19 protein-coding genes are annotated in these 16654 nt (G+C 41.9%); 13 read left to right on the top strand and 6 right to left on the bottom strand.

The window, feature by feature from the left end; genetic code table 11:
• Window positions 1–120: 120 nt before the first annotated feature.
• Entirely contained in the window at window positions 121–2262 is a 2142-nt protein-coding gene (locus AACU33_RS26650) for an AAA-like domain-containing protein (protein ID WP_096592350.1), read from the bottom strand.
• Between the two features lie 603 nt (window positions 2263–2865).
• Complete coding sequence (locus tag AACU33_RS26645) at window positions 2866–3126, bottom strand: hypothetical protein (protein ID WP_096592345.1); 261 nt, start codon at window positions 3124–3126, stop codon at window positions 2866–2868.
• 62 nt (window positions 3127–3188) lie between these two features.
• Between AACU33_RS26645 and AACU33_RS26640 the strand changes: the two genes are divergently transcribed.
• Window positions 3189–3338 (top strand): hypothetical protein, encoded by a 150-nt coding sequence (locus tag AACU33_RS26640; protein ID WP_339376310.1) that lies wholly within the window; start codon window positions 3189–3191, stop codon window positions 3336–3338.
• A 135-nt stretch (window positions 3339–3473) separates the two neighbouring features.
• Window positions 3474–3848, top strand: coding sequence for a DUF4870 domain-containing protein (locus AACU33_RS26635; protein ID WP_096592341.1), 375 nt, complete (start codon window positions 3474–3476; stop codon window positions 3846–3848).
• Between the two features lie 182 nt (window positions 3849–4030).
• Here the strand turns inward: AACU33_RS26635 and AACU33_RS26630 are convergent, their stop codons facing one another.
• Window positions 4031–4189 (bottom strand): hypothetical protein, encoded by a 159-nt coding sequence (locus tag AACU33_RS26630; protein WP_339376309.1) that lies wholly within the window; start codon window positions 4187–4189, stop codon window positions 4031–4033.
• A gap of 546 nt (window positions 4190–4735) precedes the next feature.
• Here AACU33_RS26630 and AACU33_RS26625 point away from each other — a divergent pair.
• Both AACU33_RS26625 and AACU33_RS26620 read left to right on the top strand, forming a co-directional pair.
• Entirely contained in the window at window positions 4736–5641 is a 906-nt protein-coding gene (locus AACU33_RS26625; protein WP_096592339.1) for a peptidoglycan-binding domain-containing protein, read from the top strand.
• Between the two features lie 171 nt (window positions 5642–5812).
• Entirely contained in the window at window positions 5813–6715 is a 903-nt protein-coding gene (locus AACU33_RS26620; protein WP_096592336.1) for an ABC transporter ATP-binding protein, read from the top strand.
• Window positions 6716–6717: 2 nt separating this feature from the next.
• Here the strand turns inward: AACU33_RS26620 and AACU33_RS26615 are convergent, their stop codons facing one another.
• The gene (locus AACU33_RS26615; RefSeq protein WP_096592334.1) at window positions 6718–7398 is read right to left on the bottom strand and encodes a tetratricopeptide repeat protein; all 681 of its coding nucleotides are present in this window, start codon (window positions 7396–7398) and stop codon (window positions 6718–6720) included.
• Between the two features lie 627 nt (window positions 7399–8025).
• Between AACU33_RS26615 and AACU33_RS26610 the strand changes: the two genes are divergently transcribed.
• The 4 genes from AACU33_RS26610 (at window position 8026) to AACU33_RS26595 (ending at window position 11137) form a co-directional block, all read left to right on the top strand.
• A complete protein-coding gene (locus tag AACU33_RS26610) occupies window positions 8026–8352 on the top strand; it encodes a YbjQ family protein (protein ID WP_086686669.1) in 327 nt (108 codons plus the stop codon).
• 416 nt (window positions 8353–8768) lie between these two features.
• Entirely contained in the window at window positions 8769–9404 is a 636-nt protein-coding gene (locus tag AACU33_RS26605; RefSeq protein WP_096592332.1) for a hypothetical protein, read from the top strand.
• Window positions 9405–9622: 218 nt separating this feature from the next.
• A complete protein-coding gene (gene bchI / locus AACU33_RS26600; RefSeq protein ID WP_096592330.1) occupies window positions 9623–10744 on the top strand; it encodes a magnesium chelatase ATPase subunit I in 1122 nt (373 codons plus the stop codon).
• 96 nt (window positions 10745–10840) lie between these two features.
• Complete coding sequence (locus AACU33_RS26595) at window positions 10841–11137, top strand: hypothetical protein (protein WP_096592327.1); 297 nt, start codon at window positions 10841–10843, stop codon at window positions 11135–11137.
• A gap of 43 nt (window positions 11138–11180) precedes the next feature.
• On the opposite strand, the gene AACU33_RS26590 is transcribed toward AACU33_RS26595, so the two are convergent.
• The gene (locus tag AACU33_RS26590) at window positions 11181–12272 is read right to left on the bottom strand and encodes a nucleotidyltransferase domain-containing protein (RefSeq protein WP_096592324.1); all 1092 of its coding nucleotides are present in this window, start codon (window positions 12270–12272) and stop codon (window positions 11181–11183) included.
• Between the two features lie 351 nt (window positions 12273–12623).
• Between AACU33_RS26590 and AACU33_RS26585 the strand changes: the two genes are divergently transcribed.
• The 3 genes from AACU33_RS26585 to rpmA are packed head-to-tail and all read left to right on the top strand — an operon-like array spanning window position 12624 to window position 13449.
• Window positions 12624–12776, top strand: coding sequence for a hypothetical protein (locus AACU33_RS26585; protein ID WP_339376308.1), 153 nt, complete (start codon window positions 12624–12626; stop codon window positions 12774–12776).
• Window positions 12757–13140, top strand: a complete 384-nt coding sequence (gene rplU, locus AACU33_RS26580) for a 50S ribosomal protein L21 (RefSeq protein ID WP_096592322.1) — start codon at window positions 12757–12759, stop codon at window positions 13138–13140. The genes AACU33_RS26585 and rplU overlap by 20 nt, the downstream gene beginning before the upstream one ends.
• A 30-nt stretch (window positions 13141–13170) precedes the next feature.
• On the top strand, window positions 13171–13449 hold the full coding sequence (gene rpmA, locus AACU33_RS26575; protein ID WP_096592319.1) for a 50S ribosomal protein L27: 279 nt from the start codon (window positions 13171–13173) through the stop codon (window positions 13447–13449).
• A gap of 76 nt (window positions 13450–13525) precedes the next feature.
• Here rpmA and AACU33_RS26570 read toward each other — a convergent pair whose 3' ends face one another.
• Window positions 13526–13972 (bottom strand): hypothetical protein, encoded by a 447-nt coding sequence (locus AACU33_RS26570; RefSeq protein WP_096592317.1) that lies wholly within the window; start codon window positions 13970–13972, stop codon window positions 13526–13528.
• 395 nt (window positions 13973–14367) lie between these two features.
• On the opposite strand from AACU33_RS26570, the gene cruF reads away from it, so the two are divergent.
• Together cruF and cruG are read left to right on the top strand one after the other, a co-directional pair.
• Window positions 14368–15270 carry a gamma-carotene 1'-hydroxylase CruF gene (gene cruF / locus AACU33_RS26565; RefSeq protein ID WP_096592314.1) on the top strand — a complete coding sequence of 301 codons (903 nt, stop codon included), beginning with the start codon at window positions 14368–14370 and terminating at the stop codon, window positions 15268–15270.
• Window positions 15271–15451: 181 nt separating this feature from the next.
• The gene (cruG, locus tag AACU33_RS26560) at window positions 15452–16645 is read left to right on the top strand and encodes a 2'-O-glycosyltransferase CruG (RefSeq protein ID WP_096592312.1); all 1194 of its coding nucleotides are present in this window, start codon (window positions 15452–15454) and stop codon (window positions 16643–16645) included.
• Window positions 16646–16654: the final 9 nt, after the last annotated feature.

The raw sequence follows: 16654 nt of genomic DNA, 5'->3' as shown, positions 1-16654 counted from the left end.
ACGAAGCCTGCCTTCGCAGGCTGGATTTCTTGAGCCTGCAAAGGCAGGCTTTGTACGAATAGCCGCACCATTCTATAGGGACGGAGGTCTTTCGGGATAACGAGGGGTCTGATTCCTGGTTTATTCACGCAAGTTCTCCCGTAAATACTCGGCGTAAAGCTGACAGCGTGGTATGAGTAATCGCCCACTTTCTCGCACCAAACCCGCACCCCGCAATCGCCAAAAAACCCGTTTATCTTCACAGTTGTTCTGACGAATTATTTGCAGCAAGCCTTGAATCAACTCGGTTTTATCGTGCAATAGCGAGAGGTGATGGCGCAGGTGGTCGCCAAAGGGGCCGTGTTCAGCAGTGGCGTTGGTGAATAACTCAGTAGTAGACATTTGCCGAGAAGCAACCAAGTAAAGCGATCGCCGCACTAAGTAGGGATGTCCGCCTAATAACGCTATCAATTGCCGTTCTTCGCTGGGGTTGAAGGGTAAACCATGACGTTGATTGAGTTCAGCAACCTGTTCTGATGTGAAGTCTGCCAGTTCAATTACTTGCCCCACATTAAAGGGAGATTGATTGAGGTCGTTAATTAGCTGATAAGGTTCAGTAGAAGTAACTAGAGTTAAATCAAGCTGTTTCCAAATAGGAGTAGTAGCCCGGCTATTGTGCCAGCTACGCAACATCCCAAAGAAATCATTGCGAAAGTCGGTGTCAAAAATTTTATCTACTTCATCCATTGCCAAAACCAAAGGCTTACCCAATTCCTTTAAGATGTGGCGACTCACGTAGCGGGTGCAACGCTGGCTATTACCCAACGGAGTATTCCAATACTCATCAACTTTGTCTGCCATTTCTAGCACATCGCTTAACCAGAAGCAAAACTGGCGAAAAAATAGTTCGGCATTCCTCAAAGCCGCTTTTTCAAACAGTTGAAAATCTAGGAAAGCTACCCGCTTACCGCCATTCTCCGCAGCTTCTTTGGTGCGAATTAACAGCGAACTCTTACCTACTTGTCTCGGCCCCTTAATTGTAATCGTCACTCCTCGCTGGGCAATTGTCTGCAAAGCTAGGAAATCTGATGGGCGTTCTACGTAAAATGTAGATTCCGTATCCATAGTTCCTTCCGGCATTTCCAGCGCTACTGGCTGTGCAGAAGCAAAAGGACGGGGAAAGGATGATGGTTGATGAACCTGGAGTAAATCAGCTTTAGCTTGCGCCTCACCAATAGTCAATTTGCCGCCAGAGATAGCTTGCGCCAACTCTGTAATTAGGCGCGGTGTGTCCTCTGCACCTTGCCAAAACGCCCAGTTAATATGGTTGAGGTAAGCACTCAGGGGATACTGGAATGGTTCGCGATATGCCAAACGCACAGGTAAAATAGCGGGGCGTCCTCCCTGAACTTGAGCTAGTTCATGAGCCATCCTCACTTCTGTCTCCACCATCTCACTGTGGACTGACTGGGATGACAGGAAAACAATCAGAAAATCAGCTTGGCGAATTTCTCCTGCAATGCGTTCAGCCCAGTGTGTGCCTACTAACATTGTTTGGTCGATAAAAACTTGATGTTGTGGCGACAATGCTTGAAAGACTTGTAAAGCTACTGACTCATCGGGAGTAGTATCGCGCTTGTAGTTGATGAAGATGCGCTTAGGTTGGGAGGGGGAAGGGGGAAAGGGCAAAGTGGAAAGGGGTGAAATTGTTGGTTCTGCTGAGGAAGGCTTGCGGCTTTTGAGAACTGGGGTGGCATATTCGGGGATATTCTCTAAATCGATGGCAACGCGCCCAAACTCGTAAGCATCATCGTAGGATCTACCTGCGCCTAAAGCATCATAAAACCCAACTGCAAATTTAATTGCCGCGCGATCGCCTATCGCCTGATTCATTCCCATTACATAATTAATATGTTGGTGAATCGCTTCTGCTTGCGCTTCACTATAACAGGCGTTTAACAACACACACTCTATCTTGTCTTGAAATAACCTAAACAGCCTGCCCAGTGATTCTGTACTCACCAGTTGCAACTGTCCGTTATCATCTTCCAAAACCAGACCTTTATCTCCTTCCCCATGTCCCGAAAAATGGACAATCTCAGGTTGATAATCTAAAAGCGCGCGTCGCAAATCTTCAGGACGCACAGCCCATTTAGTAATCATCTCAAACTGCTCGCGAATCTTGGCACGTTCCAAACCCGCCTGAATTTCTCGTACTTCCTCATCCAAGCGCAGTCTCGCCGTATTCTTGGGATTTGCTGATAAAATCAGGATTTTTTTCACGCTGCCATCAAATGTTGCAACCAGGCTTTGTCTCTAGATGCAGTTTACTACAGCAGAGTTACGGAGAATTACGGGCAGAATAAAGAAGCTTTGCAAGCAGGGTAAAAGGTAAGGGAGAAAGGGTAAAGGAGTCGCAGATGAAGTGTCAATACTAGTGAATGAAGCTTAGATACTCATTAACCAAGCTCAGATACTCATTAACCAAGCTCAGATACTCGTTAACCAAGCTCAAAGACTCGTTAACCAAGCTCAAAGACTCGTTAACCAAGCTCAAAGACTCGTTAACCAAGCTCAAAGACTCGTTAACCAAGCTCAGATACTCATTAACCAAGCTCAACTACTCGTTAACCAAGCTCAGATACTCATTAACCAAGCTCAACTACTCGTTAATCAGGCTCAAAGACTCATTAACCAAGCTCAAAGACTCGTTAACTAAGCTCAGATACTCGTTAACCATATCCTAAGACCTGATTATTTATTACCTTAAAAACAATAAAGAGCATTCCATCATTGAGAACGCTCTATTAAAAGATAAATTATTAAGGCGATCGCGAATTAAGTTAAAAATTTGACCCGTTCTCAAATGCCTAATTTATAGCAAAATTAGGCATGAAGATTCACTTGCTCTTGTAACCAGGGGTCTACAGGCTTTCCATCTTTGCGACGTAATTCAATCTCCACTACCATGACTTCCTTAGAACCGGGAGGAGCAGGTTTTTGATGAAAGATAATGTCATATTCCAGCGGATCGTGATTGCGTTCTTTCAACCAGTCATGCACTTTGGTTGTGGCAAAGAATGATTGCCCTTGCTCAAACATACGAGTAATCTGCATCTGTAGCGTGTAGGGATTTATGCGACCCATTTTCTACCACCTTTCTCAAATAATTCGTAGGTTTAGCATTGCCTACCCTACTGGATACATTCATGTTAGTTCTATCACAAGCAACGTTTCTACCTCACAAGATATTAATTCAAACTTCAGATTTCAAAGATGCGATCGCCTGTGCAATGCTGTTTGGAAAATACGGTATGCAGTACAATAGCCTGGGGTTCGGTAAACCTCATAATCTCTAGTTGATGAATATAAGTCAAAGTTAATCTCTCTCAAGATAAAGCGGTAAAAAACCCTGAGTACGGTAAACTCCAATACTAGATCTGTGAAGCAACCGTTACAATCAAAGCTATAAAGTAAGTGGAGGAGCCACCAGGATGCAAGTTACATACGACTCTGATAAGCGTAAATTGCTATCCTCTCTATCTCATGGGGCGATTTTCTTTAGTACAACATTGTTCTCAATTGGAGTTCCCATTGTCATCAACCTAATTTCTGATGACCCAGTTGTGAAAAGCAATGCCAAAGAATCGATTAATTTTCACTTCAATGTTTGGTTCTGGGCAACTGTAATTGGAGTACCAATTGCGATTTTATCTTGGCTTACGTTTGGTCTGGGCGGAATTCTTTTCTTCCCAGTAGTAGGTTTTGGTTTTCTACTACACTGGGGATTGACGATTTGGGCGCTGTTTCACTGTCTCTCTAACCCAGATCAGCCATTTCGTTATCCATTTATTTTTAGAGTTTTTTGATCGCGCTAACTACAGATACAGTATATATTTGCAAAAAGGGATTGAGGAAATCATCCCTTTTTTTTATGAATTAATATCAATTGGAAAATGATTGCGATAGTTAAATTAACGCAACCAGGTGCAGAAGATAATTTTGAATTTCAAATCCAACATCATACTCAGATACTGTTATTCACCAAAACTTAAGTTAATGAAGTTTGTGGAGTTTCTACTTTAATCAAAATCTTGAGTAATGCTACTACCCCAATTTGCGCAGAAACAGCATCAGCATCCCATTTACCATCACTTTTGTACTTACCTTTAGTGTAGAGATTAGTGCCTAACCATAAGTCAGGACTCAAAACTTCTGGATGGTATTGCCTAAGTCTCTGATATTCCGTTTTGAGATCTCGAAATCAAAGTGATATTTCTGTAGTCATATCTGTAGGCACTAAGTAATAGCACTGCGTTTTTTCGTGCCATAAAGCTAACTTATTTTTCTTAATTTGAAATTTATTGATACAAAAAATTAAATTTTTTTTGAGGTATGAGTCAGTTGCTAATGCTACGATCTTTAAGAGTTTGGCTCAATCTCAAATAATGTAAATTTATTTGTACAATAATTAGTTTTTTTGGCATTACTAGACTTTAGCTATTACTTAGTTTTATAGCGATACTTGAATTTACATTACGTAACTACTGAAATATTGTACATAATAACATTCTTCTAATACACTATATAAGTGCTTTTTCTGGATTAAATATGTACTTATATATACTAAGATTGTATATGATAAGTAATAATTATGACGAGAATTTGTATCCAAGGGTATGTTCTCAAACAGAATCAATCTACACAACCATGTTTGTACCTACCTACTAAATAGTTAAATGGAGGCAACTACAAGATGAAACTACAAGATTTCTTAGGTAAACAAGAAAAATGGAACTTTGAGGCGATTGGCCAAGACACAGAACTAACTCGTCAGATTCAAGTACTTTTAATTGGTTTGGGGCTATTAGATCCTCCAGCAGATGGCAAGTTTGGGCCAGTTTCAGCAGCAGCTTTGAGAAAGTTTCAAGAATTAACTAAATCAGGAGAAAAAGATTATTTAGGAGCAGTCACAGCCAAAAATTTAATTGAAACTAAACCAGATGAACTACCTGAACCACCTTTAAAACTCAGCAATAGCATTGCTAGCAGAATTGTGAAATATTTGCAGGCAAAAGATTATCAGGTATTCACGGGAGCTAGACAATACAACATTGTTTATATAGAGGGAATGAATGAAGATTGGACTCTCAATAGCGATACACCTAATCAATTTAATGACCGTCGCATTGTCATTGAAATAGTAGAAGGTGTTCCCAAAATTGTGAACCACTGGCAAGCTACTACAGAACCAGGTAGCTATTATACTTACAACCCGATGAATCCTGGAGGAGCAGCCAGAATTAAGTTTGGGCAATACAAAGCTTGGGCTGTTGGCTATCATGGAAATGCAGACCGCCACGAAGCGTTAATCCAAGTTGCGCCAATTACTGTTCACCGAGATTTCAACAAAGATTTTCAACGCACTAACGACAAACTTGATACGGGGCTTTTCCAAGTTAATCAACACTGGGGTTATGATGCTCCAGTCAATGATATCAAGAATGCTAGCGCTGGTTGTTTAGTGGGGCGTAGGCGAGATGGACATCGAGAATTTATGGCAATTATTAAACAAGACCGCCGCTATCTAGCTAATAATGACTACGTCTTCTACACTACAGTTATTCCTGGAGATGATTTTTTGAAGACTGTCCCTGCTTGAAGTCTGGCATCTGAATTTTGTAGTAATTTAACTACCTGACAATTTCATAATATGTGCCCACCATGCTAAGTCAATCTAGTAACGGTGGGCATTGCTTATTAAATATACCTCTTGACAAGAGAGCGATCGCATATTGAACCTAGATCGAGTAGTATAAGCGATCGATCCGCCATGACTGCTGCTGTCTTGTTAGAAAACGTCTACAAATATTACGACAAACGCCCTGTTGTTAACGATCTGTCATTCACAATTGAAACAGGAGAAATATTTGCGCTGCTTGGCCCCAACGGTGCAGGTAAATCCACAACAATTCGGATGCTGACTACATTGACAAAACCATCCCAAGGAAGACTGGAGGTAGGAGGGTATGATGTAGTCAGTCAATCGATGCTAGCTAAACAGTCAATTGGTGTAGTGTTACAGCAAGTTAGTGTGGATGGCGATTTAACAATCTGGGAAAATATGGAACTGCATGGAAGGCTACATCACATTGCCAACCCACAGCGACAACTCAGAATTAACCAATGGTTAGATTATGTCGAACTCACAGATAGACGCAACGATCTGGTCAAAACCCTGTCTGGCGGAATGAAGCGACGGTTGCAAATAGCTAGAGCTTTATTGCATCAACCAAAAATTTTGTTTTTAGACGAACCGACGGTAGGACTAGATCCCCAAACCAGGCGACGGCTTTGGGAAATTATCCGAGATTTGAATAAGCAGGGGATGACAATACTACTGACAACCCACTATATGGATGAGGTGGAATATTTGTGTGATACTTTTGGTTCGCTCAAGCCTGGACGTATTGGAATTATGGATAGTGGTAAGTTAATTTCTTTAGGAACTTTGCAACAATTGCGTTCTGCTCATGGCGAAGGTTTGGTAATGAAGCAGTTAGATGCTACTCAAGTGCAAAATGATGGGGCGCGGCGCTGGGAATATCTATTTTTTCCGACTCTAGAAGCAGCTAATATCTATCTGGAACAACAGCCTAATAAAACTGGGATGATGGTGCGTCCCTCTAACCTAGAAGATATTTTTGTAGAACTAACGGGACGCCAGTTAGATTAACCTCATCCTCCTAATTCCCGTAATAATGCTTCTACTCTGGCGACGCCATCAAAGTCATTGCGTCGCTGGTATAAGTCACGCGCTTTATTTAGCAAGTTGCTGGCTTGCTTGGCTTGTCGTCTTTGCTTATACATCGAACCCATTAACTCATAAGTTTGAGCGTTATTGCGATCGAGGTTAATTGCTTGTTCGTAAGCCCAGTTAGCTGCTTCGTAGTCTCCCAAACGAGCCTGAGTGACAGCTAATCCCAAATAAGCATTAACATTATTGCGGTTGAGTTGAATAGCACGACGGTAAGCTTCTTTCGCCCCAGATGTGTCTCCCATATTACCTTTGATGTAGCCCACAGCATAATAGAAATCGCCATTGTTGGGACTGATGGCAAGAGCACGACGATAAGCTGCTAGCGCTGCTTGAAAATTTCCTTGTTGAGCATATAAGTAGCCAATTCCAGAGTGAATTTTGGCATTCTTAGGTTCTAGGCTTGCTGCTTGTTGATAAACAGAGATTGCCCCATTATAATCACCGGCATCTACTAATCTCCGTCCATCTTCTAGCATTTGCTTGATTTCTGGAGACCTGGCTTGAGCTAACAAAACTTGAGCTTGAGCCGCTGGGGATATAGTAGCAGCGAAACTGCCTAATAACAAAATGCTTACTATAAATGAGATCCGTTTGTACACAGTAAATATCCTGAGGTTAGAGGGAACTTTTTTCTTGTACATTAAAACAGAAATGTTGATTTTTGAAAACTGTATTTATGCACTTTTATAAAATATTAATAATCTTTTATAAGCACTGTCAGTAGTATTGAGAAAAAAACCGAGTTTTCACTGAAACATAAAGTAAGAGGTAGCTGAATTAACGTATATTCCACAGTATAGTGAAAACAAAATGCTTTGTTGGCATAACTGGGTTAAATTTATACCTTACATAGCAATCCTGTTTGCGTTGTGAACTTACTCTTGGAAGCTGCCAATAATCAACAGGCAATAGATTTTTGATGATGAATAATTGAAACCTGCTATCCAAGATACTTATATCCGATTTATAAGAGCTTTTGCGATCTAAATCTATCCTCATCTGGCGATCGTACTGGATCAGATCGCTCTTAACTCAGAAATGTTCCCTTAAGTCCTGCTCTCTACTCCTGAGCATAATTGATGCAAACACTTGCAAGCGTATTTATACACTCCTAATTTATGTTGTAAGGTTAATCTTAGGCACAGGCAAAAAGCAGCAAATTTTCTCATTAATGATTTAGGATTACTATAGTTAATCAACTTACAGATTATGTATGAGGGTAAATTATGATTTTGACTACAACTGATGTGATTCAAGGCGCAGTTATTCAGTCATATTTAGGTATTGTGACGGCGGAAGTCGTCTATGGCAGCAATTTCCTGCGAGATTTCTTGGCTAGTATTCGCGATATTGTTGGAGGACGCACTGGTAGCTACGAACGTCTTTTTGAGCAAGGTCAACGCAAAGCATTACAAGAATTAGAGTTACGCGCACAGCGTTTAGGAGCAGATGCAGTAATTGGTATTGAAATTGATACAGGTACAATCAATGTTGACCAATCAGGAGTGCTATTACTGATTACTGCCACAGGTACTGCTGTAAAGATGCGTTAGTTTTTCTATACTGATAAATTTAGCTATTATTTATATGTGAATAGAATTTAAATAGATAAATGCCAATAGTTTTTCTAAAGTAGATGTCATTTATTCAACAAAAACCGAATCTGGTTAATTAATAATATTTTTTTACAGAGTAAAATTAAATGACTTTAATAAAATCGATAATATATTTACGATTGAGTATTAATATTTCATAACACATGTAAGAATTCAAATAAAAATTATTGTTTAGATTATGCTTGAACTGTCTTACACAAAAGAAATAGACATAATTTATTACTACTAAAGATAGATTAAGTAACTCCTTCTGCTGATAGATAGAAAAAATTACATTTAGCAATTTAATTTAAATCACAAGCAAAAGTATACCTGGAAAAATTTTGCTGAAGCAGTAAAGGAGAACATAGTTTATGTCATATACAAATCGGGTAGGAGACCAAGTTATTCCTCCTGAGCCTGTGGTAGCGGGTCGAGTTGCTGAATATCACGACCTAGTGCGTTGGGGCCCGATCGTTTCTGGAGTGTTAGTTGCTTTAGTTACGCAATTAATTTTAAGTGCATTGTTTGGTGCAATTGGTGCAGGTAATGTTGCAGGTTCGGGCGCACCCAGAACGATCGCACCTAATGTTGCTAGTAACGTAGGTCTTTGGTCAACTATTGGTTTGTTAATTTCCTTGTTTACTGGTGGTTGGGTGACAGCGCGCGCTTGTGGCCCCATGAACCGCAACACAGCATTACTTAACGGCGCGATTCTTTGGGCAACCACTTTAGCACTTAGCTCTTGGCTATTGGCAAGTGGGGTATCTGGTGCTTTTGGTGTAGCAGCATCTAATGCAGCCGCAGTTCTTAACCAAACACAACAACCGATTGGTAATGTGCAGCAAAATATACCAAACGTCTCTGCTCAACAAGCTCGCGATATTGCTGCTGCTACCTCTAGAGGCTTGTGGTGGTTTGTATTCGGTTCTTTGTTAGGTTTAGCCGCTTCACTAATAGGAGCAGTTGCAGGTGCTCGTAAACCTAGAACTATTACTTACAATCCCTAGGAAAGTGTTTGAAAAAGCACACTTAATCAGATTTTTGTAGCACCTTTTTTAAGGTGTTTTTTAACATCTGGGCTTGAGATTAGTCTATTGTTTTACCAGCATCTTTAGTTAGATATTAGCGGGATAATTATCAAGACTAAGAATGCATAATCATTCTATAGCCCCACCTATGGCACAATAAAGAACGGTAATCAGAAAAATCTTGATAAGGTAATTTAGTGAGTCCTACTGCTCAAACCACAGCGAGTACGCGACGTGTGGTATTTCCGTTTACAGCAATTGTGGGTCAGGAAGAAATGAAACTGGCCTTGCTGTTGAACGTGATTGACCCCAAAATTGGTGGTGTAATGATTATGGGCGATCGCGGCACCGGCAAATCCACAACTATCCGGGCCCTGGCCGACCTGCTGCCAGAAATCCCCGTGGTTGCCAATGACTCCTTCAACAGTGACCCCAACGACCCCGACTTGATGAGTGATGAAGTCCGCCAACTGTTAGAACAAGGGGCAGAAATCCCTGTAGTTCTGAAAAAAGTCCAGATGGTAGACCTGCCTTTAGGAGCGACAGAAGACCGAGTTTGCGGCACAATCGACATCGAAAAAGCTTTATCTGAAGGTGTGAAAGCCTTTGAACCGGGACTATTAGCAAAAGCTAACCGGGGTATCCTCTACGTAGATGAAGTCAACTTACTAGATGACCACCTCGTAGACGTGTTGCTTGACTCCGCCGCCAGTGGTTGGAACACCGTAGAACGGGAAGGAATATCTATTCGTCACCCAGCGCGTTTTGTGCTTGTTGGTTCGGGAAACCCGGAAGAAGGCGAACTACGTCCCCAACTTCTCGACCGCTTTGGGATGCACGCCGAAATTCACACGGTAAAAGAACCTGCCTTGCGGGTGCAAATTGTGGAGCAAAGGGCAGAATTTGACCAAAATCCGCTGGCATTTGTTGATAAGTACCAACCACAACAAGAAGCACAGCAACAGCAAATCGTTAACGCGCAGAACTTGTTGCCAAATGTCACCAGCGATTACGAGCTGCGGGTGAAAATTTCGGAAATTTGCTCGGAATTGGATGTGGATGGGTTGCGAGGTGACATTGTTACCAACCGCGCTGCCAAAGCCTTAACCGCCTTAGAAGGACGTACCGAAGTCACAGTTGACGATATCCGTCGTGTAATTACTTTATGTCTGCGTCACAGACTGCGGAAAGACCCCTTAGAGTCGATTGATTCTGGCTACAAAGTAGAAAAAGCTTTTGCGCGAGTCTTTGGTGTAGAACTACCCGATGATACTGCACAGAAAAACGGTACAGGTCAAAAGTTAGGAGCGAGGGGTTAAGCATTTTTAGTTATGAGTTATGAATTTCGTATCAAACTAGCTTCATAACTCCTCACTTCTCACTCTTAACTCAGCACTTTTAACTCAACACTTGCTATGAGATTTTGGCATTTTTGGTTAAATAGCTTTATTTTATCTAGCCAATACAACCCACCTAGGTTTGTAGAGTTATTAATGTTAACGGTAGCGATCGCCATGCTAGGAATTGCTACCCTGTCACCAGATAGACCATATATGATACTGGGTTTGAGCTTAGTAGTGGGAGCATCTATTTCCATTTTAGTGAGAGAAGCGATCGCTCCCTCTCCTCAAACCCGAATTACCCAACTCACAGCATTGATATTACTCTTTATTAGCCTTTATGGTTTTGCTGATTTGTTGCAAACTCTTTAATTTGGTCAAGAATCCAAAGTCAAGGGTTATTAATTTTGAATTCTTAACTCCATCCTTGCATCTCCACTAGTTCCATCGACAAATCATTAATTTGCTCTAAGTCGGGTTTGTGGGGGAGGGTTGATTGTTCGTAAGCAGTTTCCATTTTGGCAACTAATTCCTCTGCCATTTTCATCACCTGTTCATAAGAATATGCACCGTGAAGAATAGCTTTTAAATCCTCTGCATCACCAGCTATTCTTCTATCAACTGTAATTGCTCCTTGTTGCAAAATTTCCAGTCCGCTGCGTAATAGTCGAATGCAGTGCATCCCATGCTTCAAGTCAAAACCAGACTTTTTCTCCATTTCTGCCCTAGCTGGATTGCGATTTTCCTGCCATGATAAGTAAGCTTTCCATTCTCTTAAAGCTACTTGGTAATTTTGACTTTTCTGAAGCAGGCGAATAAAGTCTTTACGGCTATTAGTTAGCTTTTGTGTATATTCCAGCGTTTCGTCTGGTAAAGTGTACTGTTTTAGTACACCTTTGAAATCAATTTCTGCTGTCAGCAATTGATATAATTGTTCAGCTTCTTCTAAAAATTCAATTCGTCCTCGAATTAAGAGATAAAGATATTCCAGAAAAGCATTTAGCTCATCTTTAATTAGCGGTAATTCGTCTTCTATGCCAAAATCAGATGGTAGTGGTTTCTTTTGCGGTGGATTTAATAACCACTTACGATGAGTTTCCATCTTTTTAATTTGGGCAAAAGCATAACCAGAGTAAGTATGTTTTACCTTCTTAGTTAAAAATAACCTTTTGTGGTTTATTAAATGCTGCCCAACAGGAGTTAGCACGGGATAATTTTGTAACCACAGCAATTCTAAAACATTAGGATTAGCTCCAGCTAATAAATGCAGGATTTTTCTTAATTCGTAGATAACAGTATCTTTATTGTTATCTAAAAAAGGAAAAATTCCTGGCTCATCCCAGCCATTTTCTTTTTGTTCTATGCTATCAAATCCTAAATAATACCTTTTAGGTGCAATAAACACACCCCGATAATCTAAGTCAGAATCGGGACGATTTAAGCCATAGCCGTGACTACCTGCTAAACCAAGCAAAATAGTTCTTTGTTCAACTTCTATTCTTTTCATCTTAGTAATTAAAATATAGCCATCCTAGCTTATGCGCGATCGCAGTGCTATGAGTCTTAATCCTCTTCGTCCTTTGGGAAAAAACTTCTCTGTTGTTGATTGCACACCAACTAATTGCACAATAGAGAAAATCTGAGCAACGGGATCTGCTGCTCAGACTTTTCGGTGCTGTTCTGTGTCTCATCTAACTACACCAGCACAAATCTCAATTTCGCCAATTAACCCAAAATTTTTTGCAAAAATCCGATTATTTTTTTGCTAACCTACAGGCGATCGCTCAAATGGCTTTACACTCAAGGCTTTTACTCAAAAATCGGAAAGATGTATTGACTCCATAGCAATTAGTAAAATATGATTTTAGATTGTCTGTCTAATTCCTGCTCGGATCAGGTAGACATACCGCAAAAGCTGGCAAAAGTGCTAAACCGCTTTTCTACACGAGAAGCAAACCAGCTACCTGTACGGCAACCTCAAGGACAATTCCATGACTTACGCAATTATTGAAACTGGCGGCAAACAACTAAAAGTTGAGGCTGGTCGCTTTTACGATATTGAGCTACTGACTGCCCAACCAGATGAGAAAGTTACAATAGACAAGGTATTACTCATCCAGCACGATGGCGAAGTTAACATTGGACAGCCACTAGTGGAAGGGGCGACTGTAGAAGGGACTGTGCTACGACACCTCAGAGGTCGTAAAGTCCTGGTCTACAAAATGAAGCCGAAAAAGAAAACCCGCAAAAAGCGCGGACATCGCCAGGAAATCACTAGACTGATGATTAACTCGATTAACCTCAATGGTGCTGCATTAGTAACGGAAGCAGCAACAACCGCTGAGGCTTCCTCGGAAGAAACTGCTGCTGAATAATTAATAAAAGTTAGCTGACAAAAGGAAATTATGGCTCATAAGAAAGGAACAGGTAGTACACGCAACGGTCGTGACTCTAATGCTCAACGCTTAGGTGTAAAACGCTACGGCGGTCAAGTTGTCCGGGCGGGAAACATTCTCGTGCGTCAGCGCGGTACGAAATTTCACCCAGGTAACAATGTTGGCATTGGTAGTGATGACACTTTATTCGCCTTAATCGATGGCATTGTAACTTTTGAAAGAAAAGGCAAAACCCGTAAAAAAGTTAGCGTTTACGCACCAGCTGCTGCTGAATCTGCTGCTAGCTAGAAAAATAGGGTAGGCAATGCCTACCCTAAAAAATTTACACTTACAGTCAGGATTGTAATGCCGAAAAATCCTCAGCTTAACGGATAAACAAGTGGTGAAATAATGCTAATTGCAGCCCTGCGCCCAAGGCTAAACCTGCTAATGAAAGGATAGATGTCATCCAAAAAGCTGGCCATTCCTTAAACCCAGCTGTTTGAAAGTCTATTCTCGCCAAGATAGCCGCAGCCACAATTAGCAAGGTGTCAAGAAACATCCGAAACCAGGCAAGCATGATAAAGAACAAGAATGCAGCGAAAACTGCGAAAAAGAAAGTCCTGGTGCTTGATTTAAAAACGATACTGGAAACATCTGCCACTCTAGTCCACGGGACAGTTAAACTTCCTACAAACAGCACAATAGCAAGTACGGTTACTGTCCAGATAAACACAGAGGCTTTGGTCTCGGCTATGACCCAGCCTAAGGTACTGTAGCTAAGTAGTAAAAGTGTAAGGGAAACCCAAGGAACTCGTTGCACAATCGACATGGGTTAAATTTTTAGTAGCGAGTCAAGCCTTTGTTTCACAACGACTTGGGGTAATTTTAGGCTTTATTTCAGAGAGTTGGCGTATTTTCTCATGGATATTTCCCCTCAATCCAATCCTTGAGGTAGGACTGAACTGTCTTAAGCTATCGATCGGAACTGCTCGCAGAGTCAAGGAAAGATTAAGTCAGTGGTATAGATTTTTAATCTAATGCCGTAGACTATAACTTTATCATCTTATATTTTCTGGCTTCTAGCAATCGTTGATTATGCTCTTGTCAAAATAGCGAAACAAGTTTACAGAAAATTCGCAGACAAATCAGTTAAATTTTTTCTTAAACATTTGTAAACTGTTAGCAGCCGAGTAGCCGCGTGTCACATCTTGTTAAGGAATTATCATGAGACAACTTGTTATTGTTGAGCGCGTATGCCTGATTGGTCATATCGTGTCGATGGTGTTTGGACTTGTAGGCATACTACTAGTCGTACCGAATGCTGAAATCATTATGAACCTAACCGAGGTTGGACAGACCGCTATGCAGTGGAGTATGGCAGGAGGCGGTGTGGTTTATATGATTTTGGGTGCGGTGGCTGTATTTTTGTATGCCTACCGGACTTTGGGATTGGGTCGCGCTTTGGCGTTTATGCTGCCATCAGTATTTATTTCCTTAGGAAGTGAATTATCGGGAACCAGCACTGGCTTTCCGTTTGGTCACTACAGTTACTTAAGTGGACTGGGCTATAAGATTGCAGGTTTAGTTCCGTTCACAATTCCCTTGTCCTGGTTTTATGTAGGATGCGTTTCTTACCTGTTGGCGCGTGTGGGTTTAGAAGTCGATAAAAAACCCAGCTTGTTACGTCATGTCGGTGCGATCGCCTTAGGTGCTTTATTATTAACTTCTTGGGATTTTGTGCTCGATCCAGCAATGAGCCAAACCTCCCTTCCCTTCTGGTATTGGCAACAACCAGGCCCGTTCTTTGGAATGCCTTACCAAAACTTTGCTGGCTGGATGGGTACTGGATCTGTCTTTATGACAGTGGCAGCATTGCTGTGGAGAAATAACCCCATCAAATTAGAGCGATCGCAACTCAATGTACCTTTAGTAGTTTATTTAAGCAACTTTGGCTTCGCTACTGTGATGAGTTTAGCCGCAGGCTTCTCCATCCCCGTATTGCTAGGTTTGGTGCTAGGTGTAGCTCCGGCTGTAGCACTTTGGTGGCAAGGTACAAATGGACAAGCTGTAGCTATGGAAGCAACTCAGGAAATTTCCGTAGCAAAGGTCAAGGTTGCTTTGAAGTAACGGACTGGGGAATAAGGGATGCGGGGGACAAGGGAGACGGGGGAGTTTGGGCAGAGAGAACAGAAGAGAGAAACGAACCACTTTCTGAGCTTCCCCCCCATCTTCCCCATCCTCCCACACTTCCCACACTCCTTGTTTGCCCCATGCCCCATCCTCAATTTAATAACAAAATATTTTTACACTGGATGATGCTTTGATATCAGTTAGCACGCTATCGGTTTTACTACTAATACTTCAATTACCCGCAACAGCGATTTTACTTTCACGCTTGGTAAAGGGGCCAAGACGCCATCCGCCGATTAAACCTCAACAACCAACGCCAGATATTTTAGGTAGTGTCAGCGTTGTGGTGCCAACACTCAATGAAGCTTTGCGGATTAGCCCACTTTTAACAGGCTTGAGTCAGCAAAGTTACGAACTTCGAGAAGCGATAGTTGTAGATAGTCGCTCTCAGGATGGCACGCCTGAATTAGTCAAAGCAGCCCAAAAACAAGATCCTCGGTTTCGCTTATTTACAGATGATCCTTTACCATCAGGTTGGGTAGGTCGTCCTTGGGCTTTACATAATGGTTTTTTGCAGACTGCTACAGATAGCCAATGGTTTTTAGGAATGGATGCCGATACCATACCTCATCCTGGTTTGGTGGCTAGTTTGGTGCAGACAGCCGCAGCCGCAGGTTATGACTTGGTATCACTGTCACCGCAGTTTATTCTCAAATATCCAGGCGAATGTTGGCTACAACCAGCATTGTTAATGACTCTGCTTTACCGATTCGATCCGGCGGGCGTGAATACAGAACAGCCAGAAAGAGTCATGGCTAATGGGCAGTGCTTTTTATGCCGTCGTTCAGTTTTAGCTGCTGTGAATGGTTATACCAGTGCCAGTAGTTCTTTTTGTGATGATGTCACCTTAGCCCGGTATATTGCAGCGCAAGGGTTTAAGGTAGGCTTTTTAGATGGGGCGAAGGTGCTAAAGGTACGGATGTATGAGGGAGCCATAGAGACATGGAAAGAATGGGGACGCAGCCTCGACCTGAAAGATGCATCTCCGCGCGCTCAGATTTGGGGGGATTTATGGCTACTCTCAGCCGTGCAAGGTCTACCCCTGCCAATTGTACTGGGTTATTTATTATTTGCGCCTCAGCTTGCCCCTGCCCCGCTTCCCCTGCAACTTTTGTTAGGGTTAAACGCATTTTTACTGGTAATTCGTTTTGCCATGCTCTTAGCGATCGCACCTTCTTATGACCGCACAACTGCTAAAGGTGGGTGGTTGTTCTGGCTTTCACCTCTAGCCGATCCTCTAGCTGTATTGCGAATTTTCCTATCTGCTTTCCGTACTCCACAGGAATGGCGGGGGAGAAAGTATAGTCAATAGTCATTGGGC

This window comes from Calothrix sp. NIES-2098, assembly GCF_963875125.1.
Lineage (GTDB): Bacteria > Cyanobacteriota > Cyanobacteriia > Cyanobacteriales > Nostocaceae > Aulosira.
The sequence above is the reverse complement of the archived record's forward strand: the minus strand, read 5'-3'. Positions and strand labels throughout refer to the sequence as shown.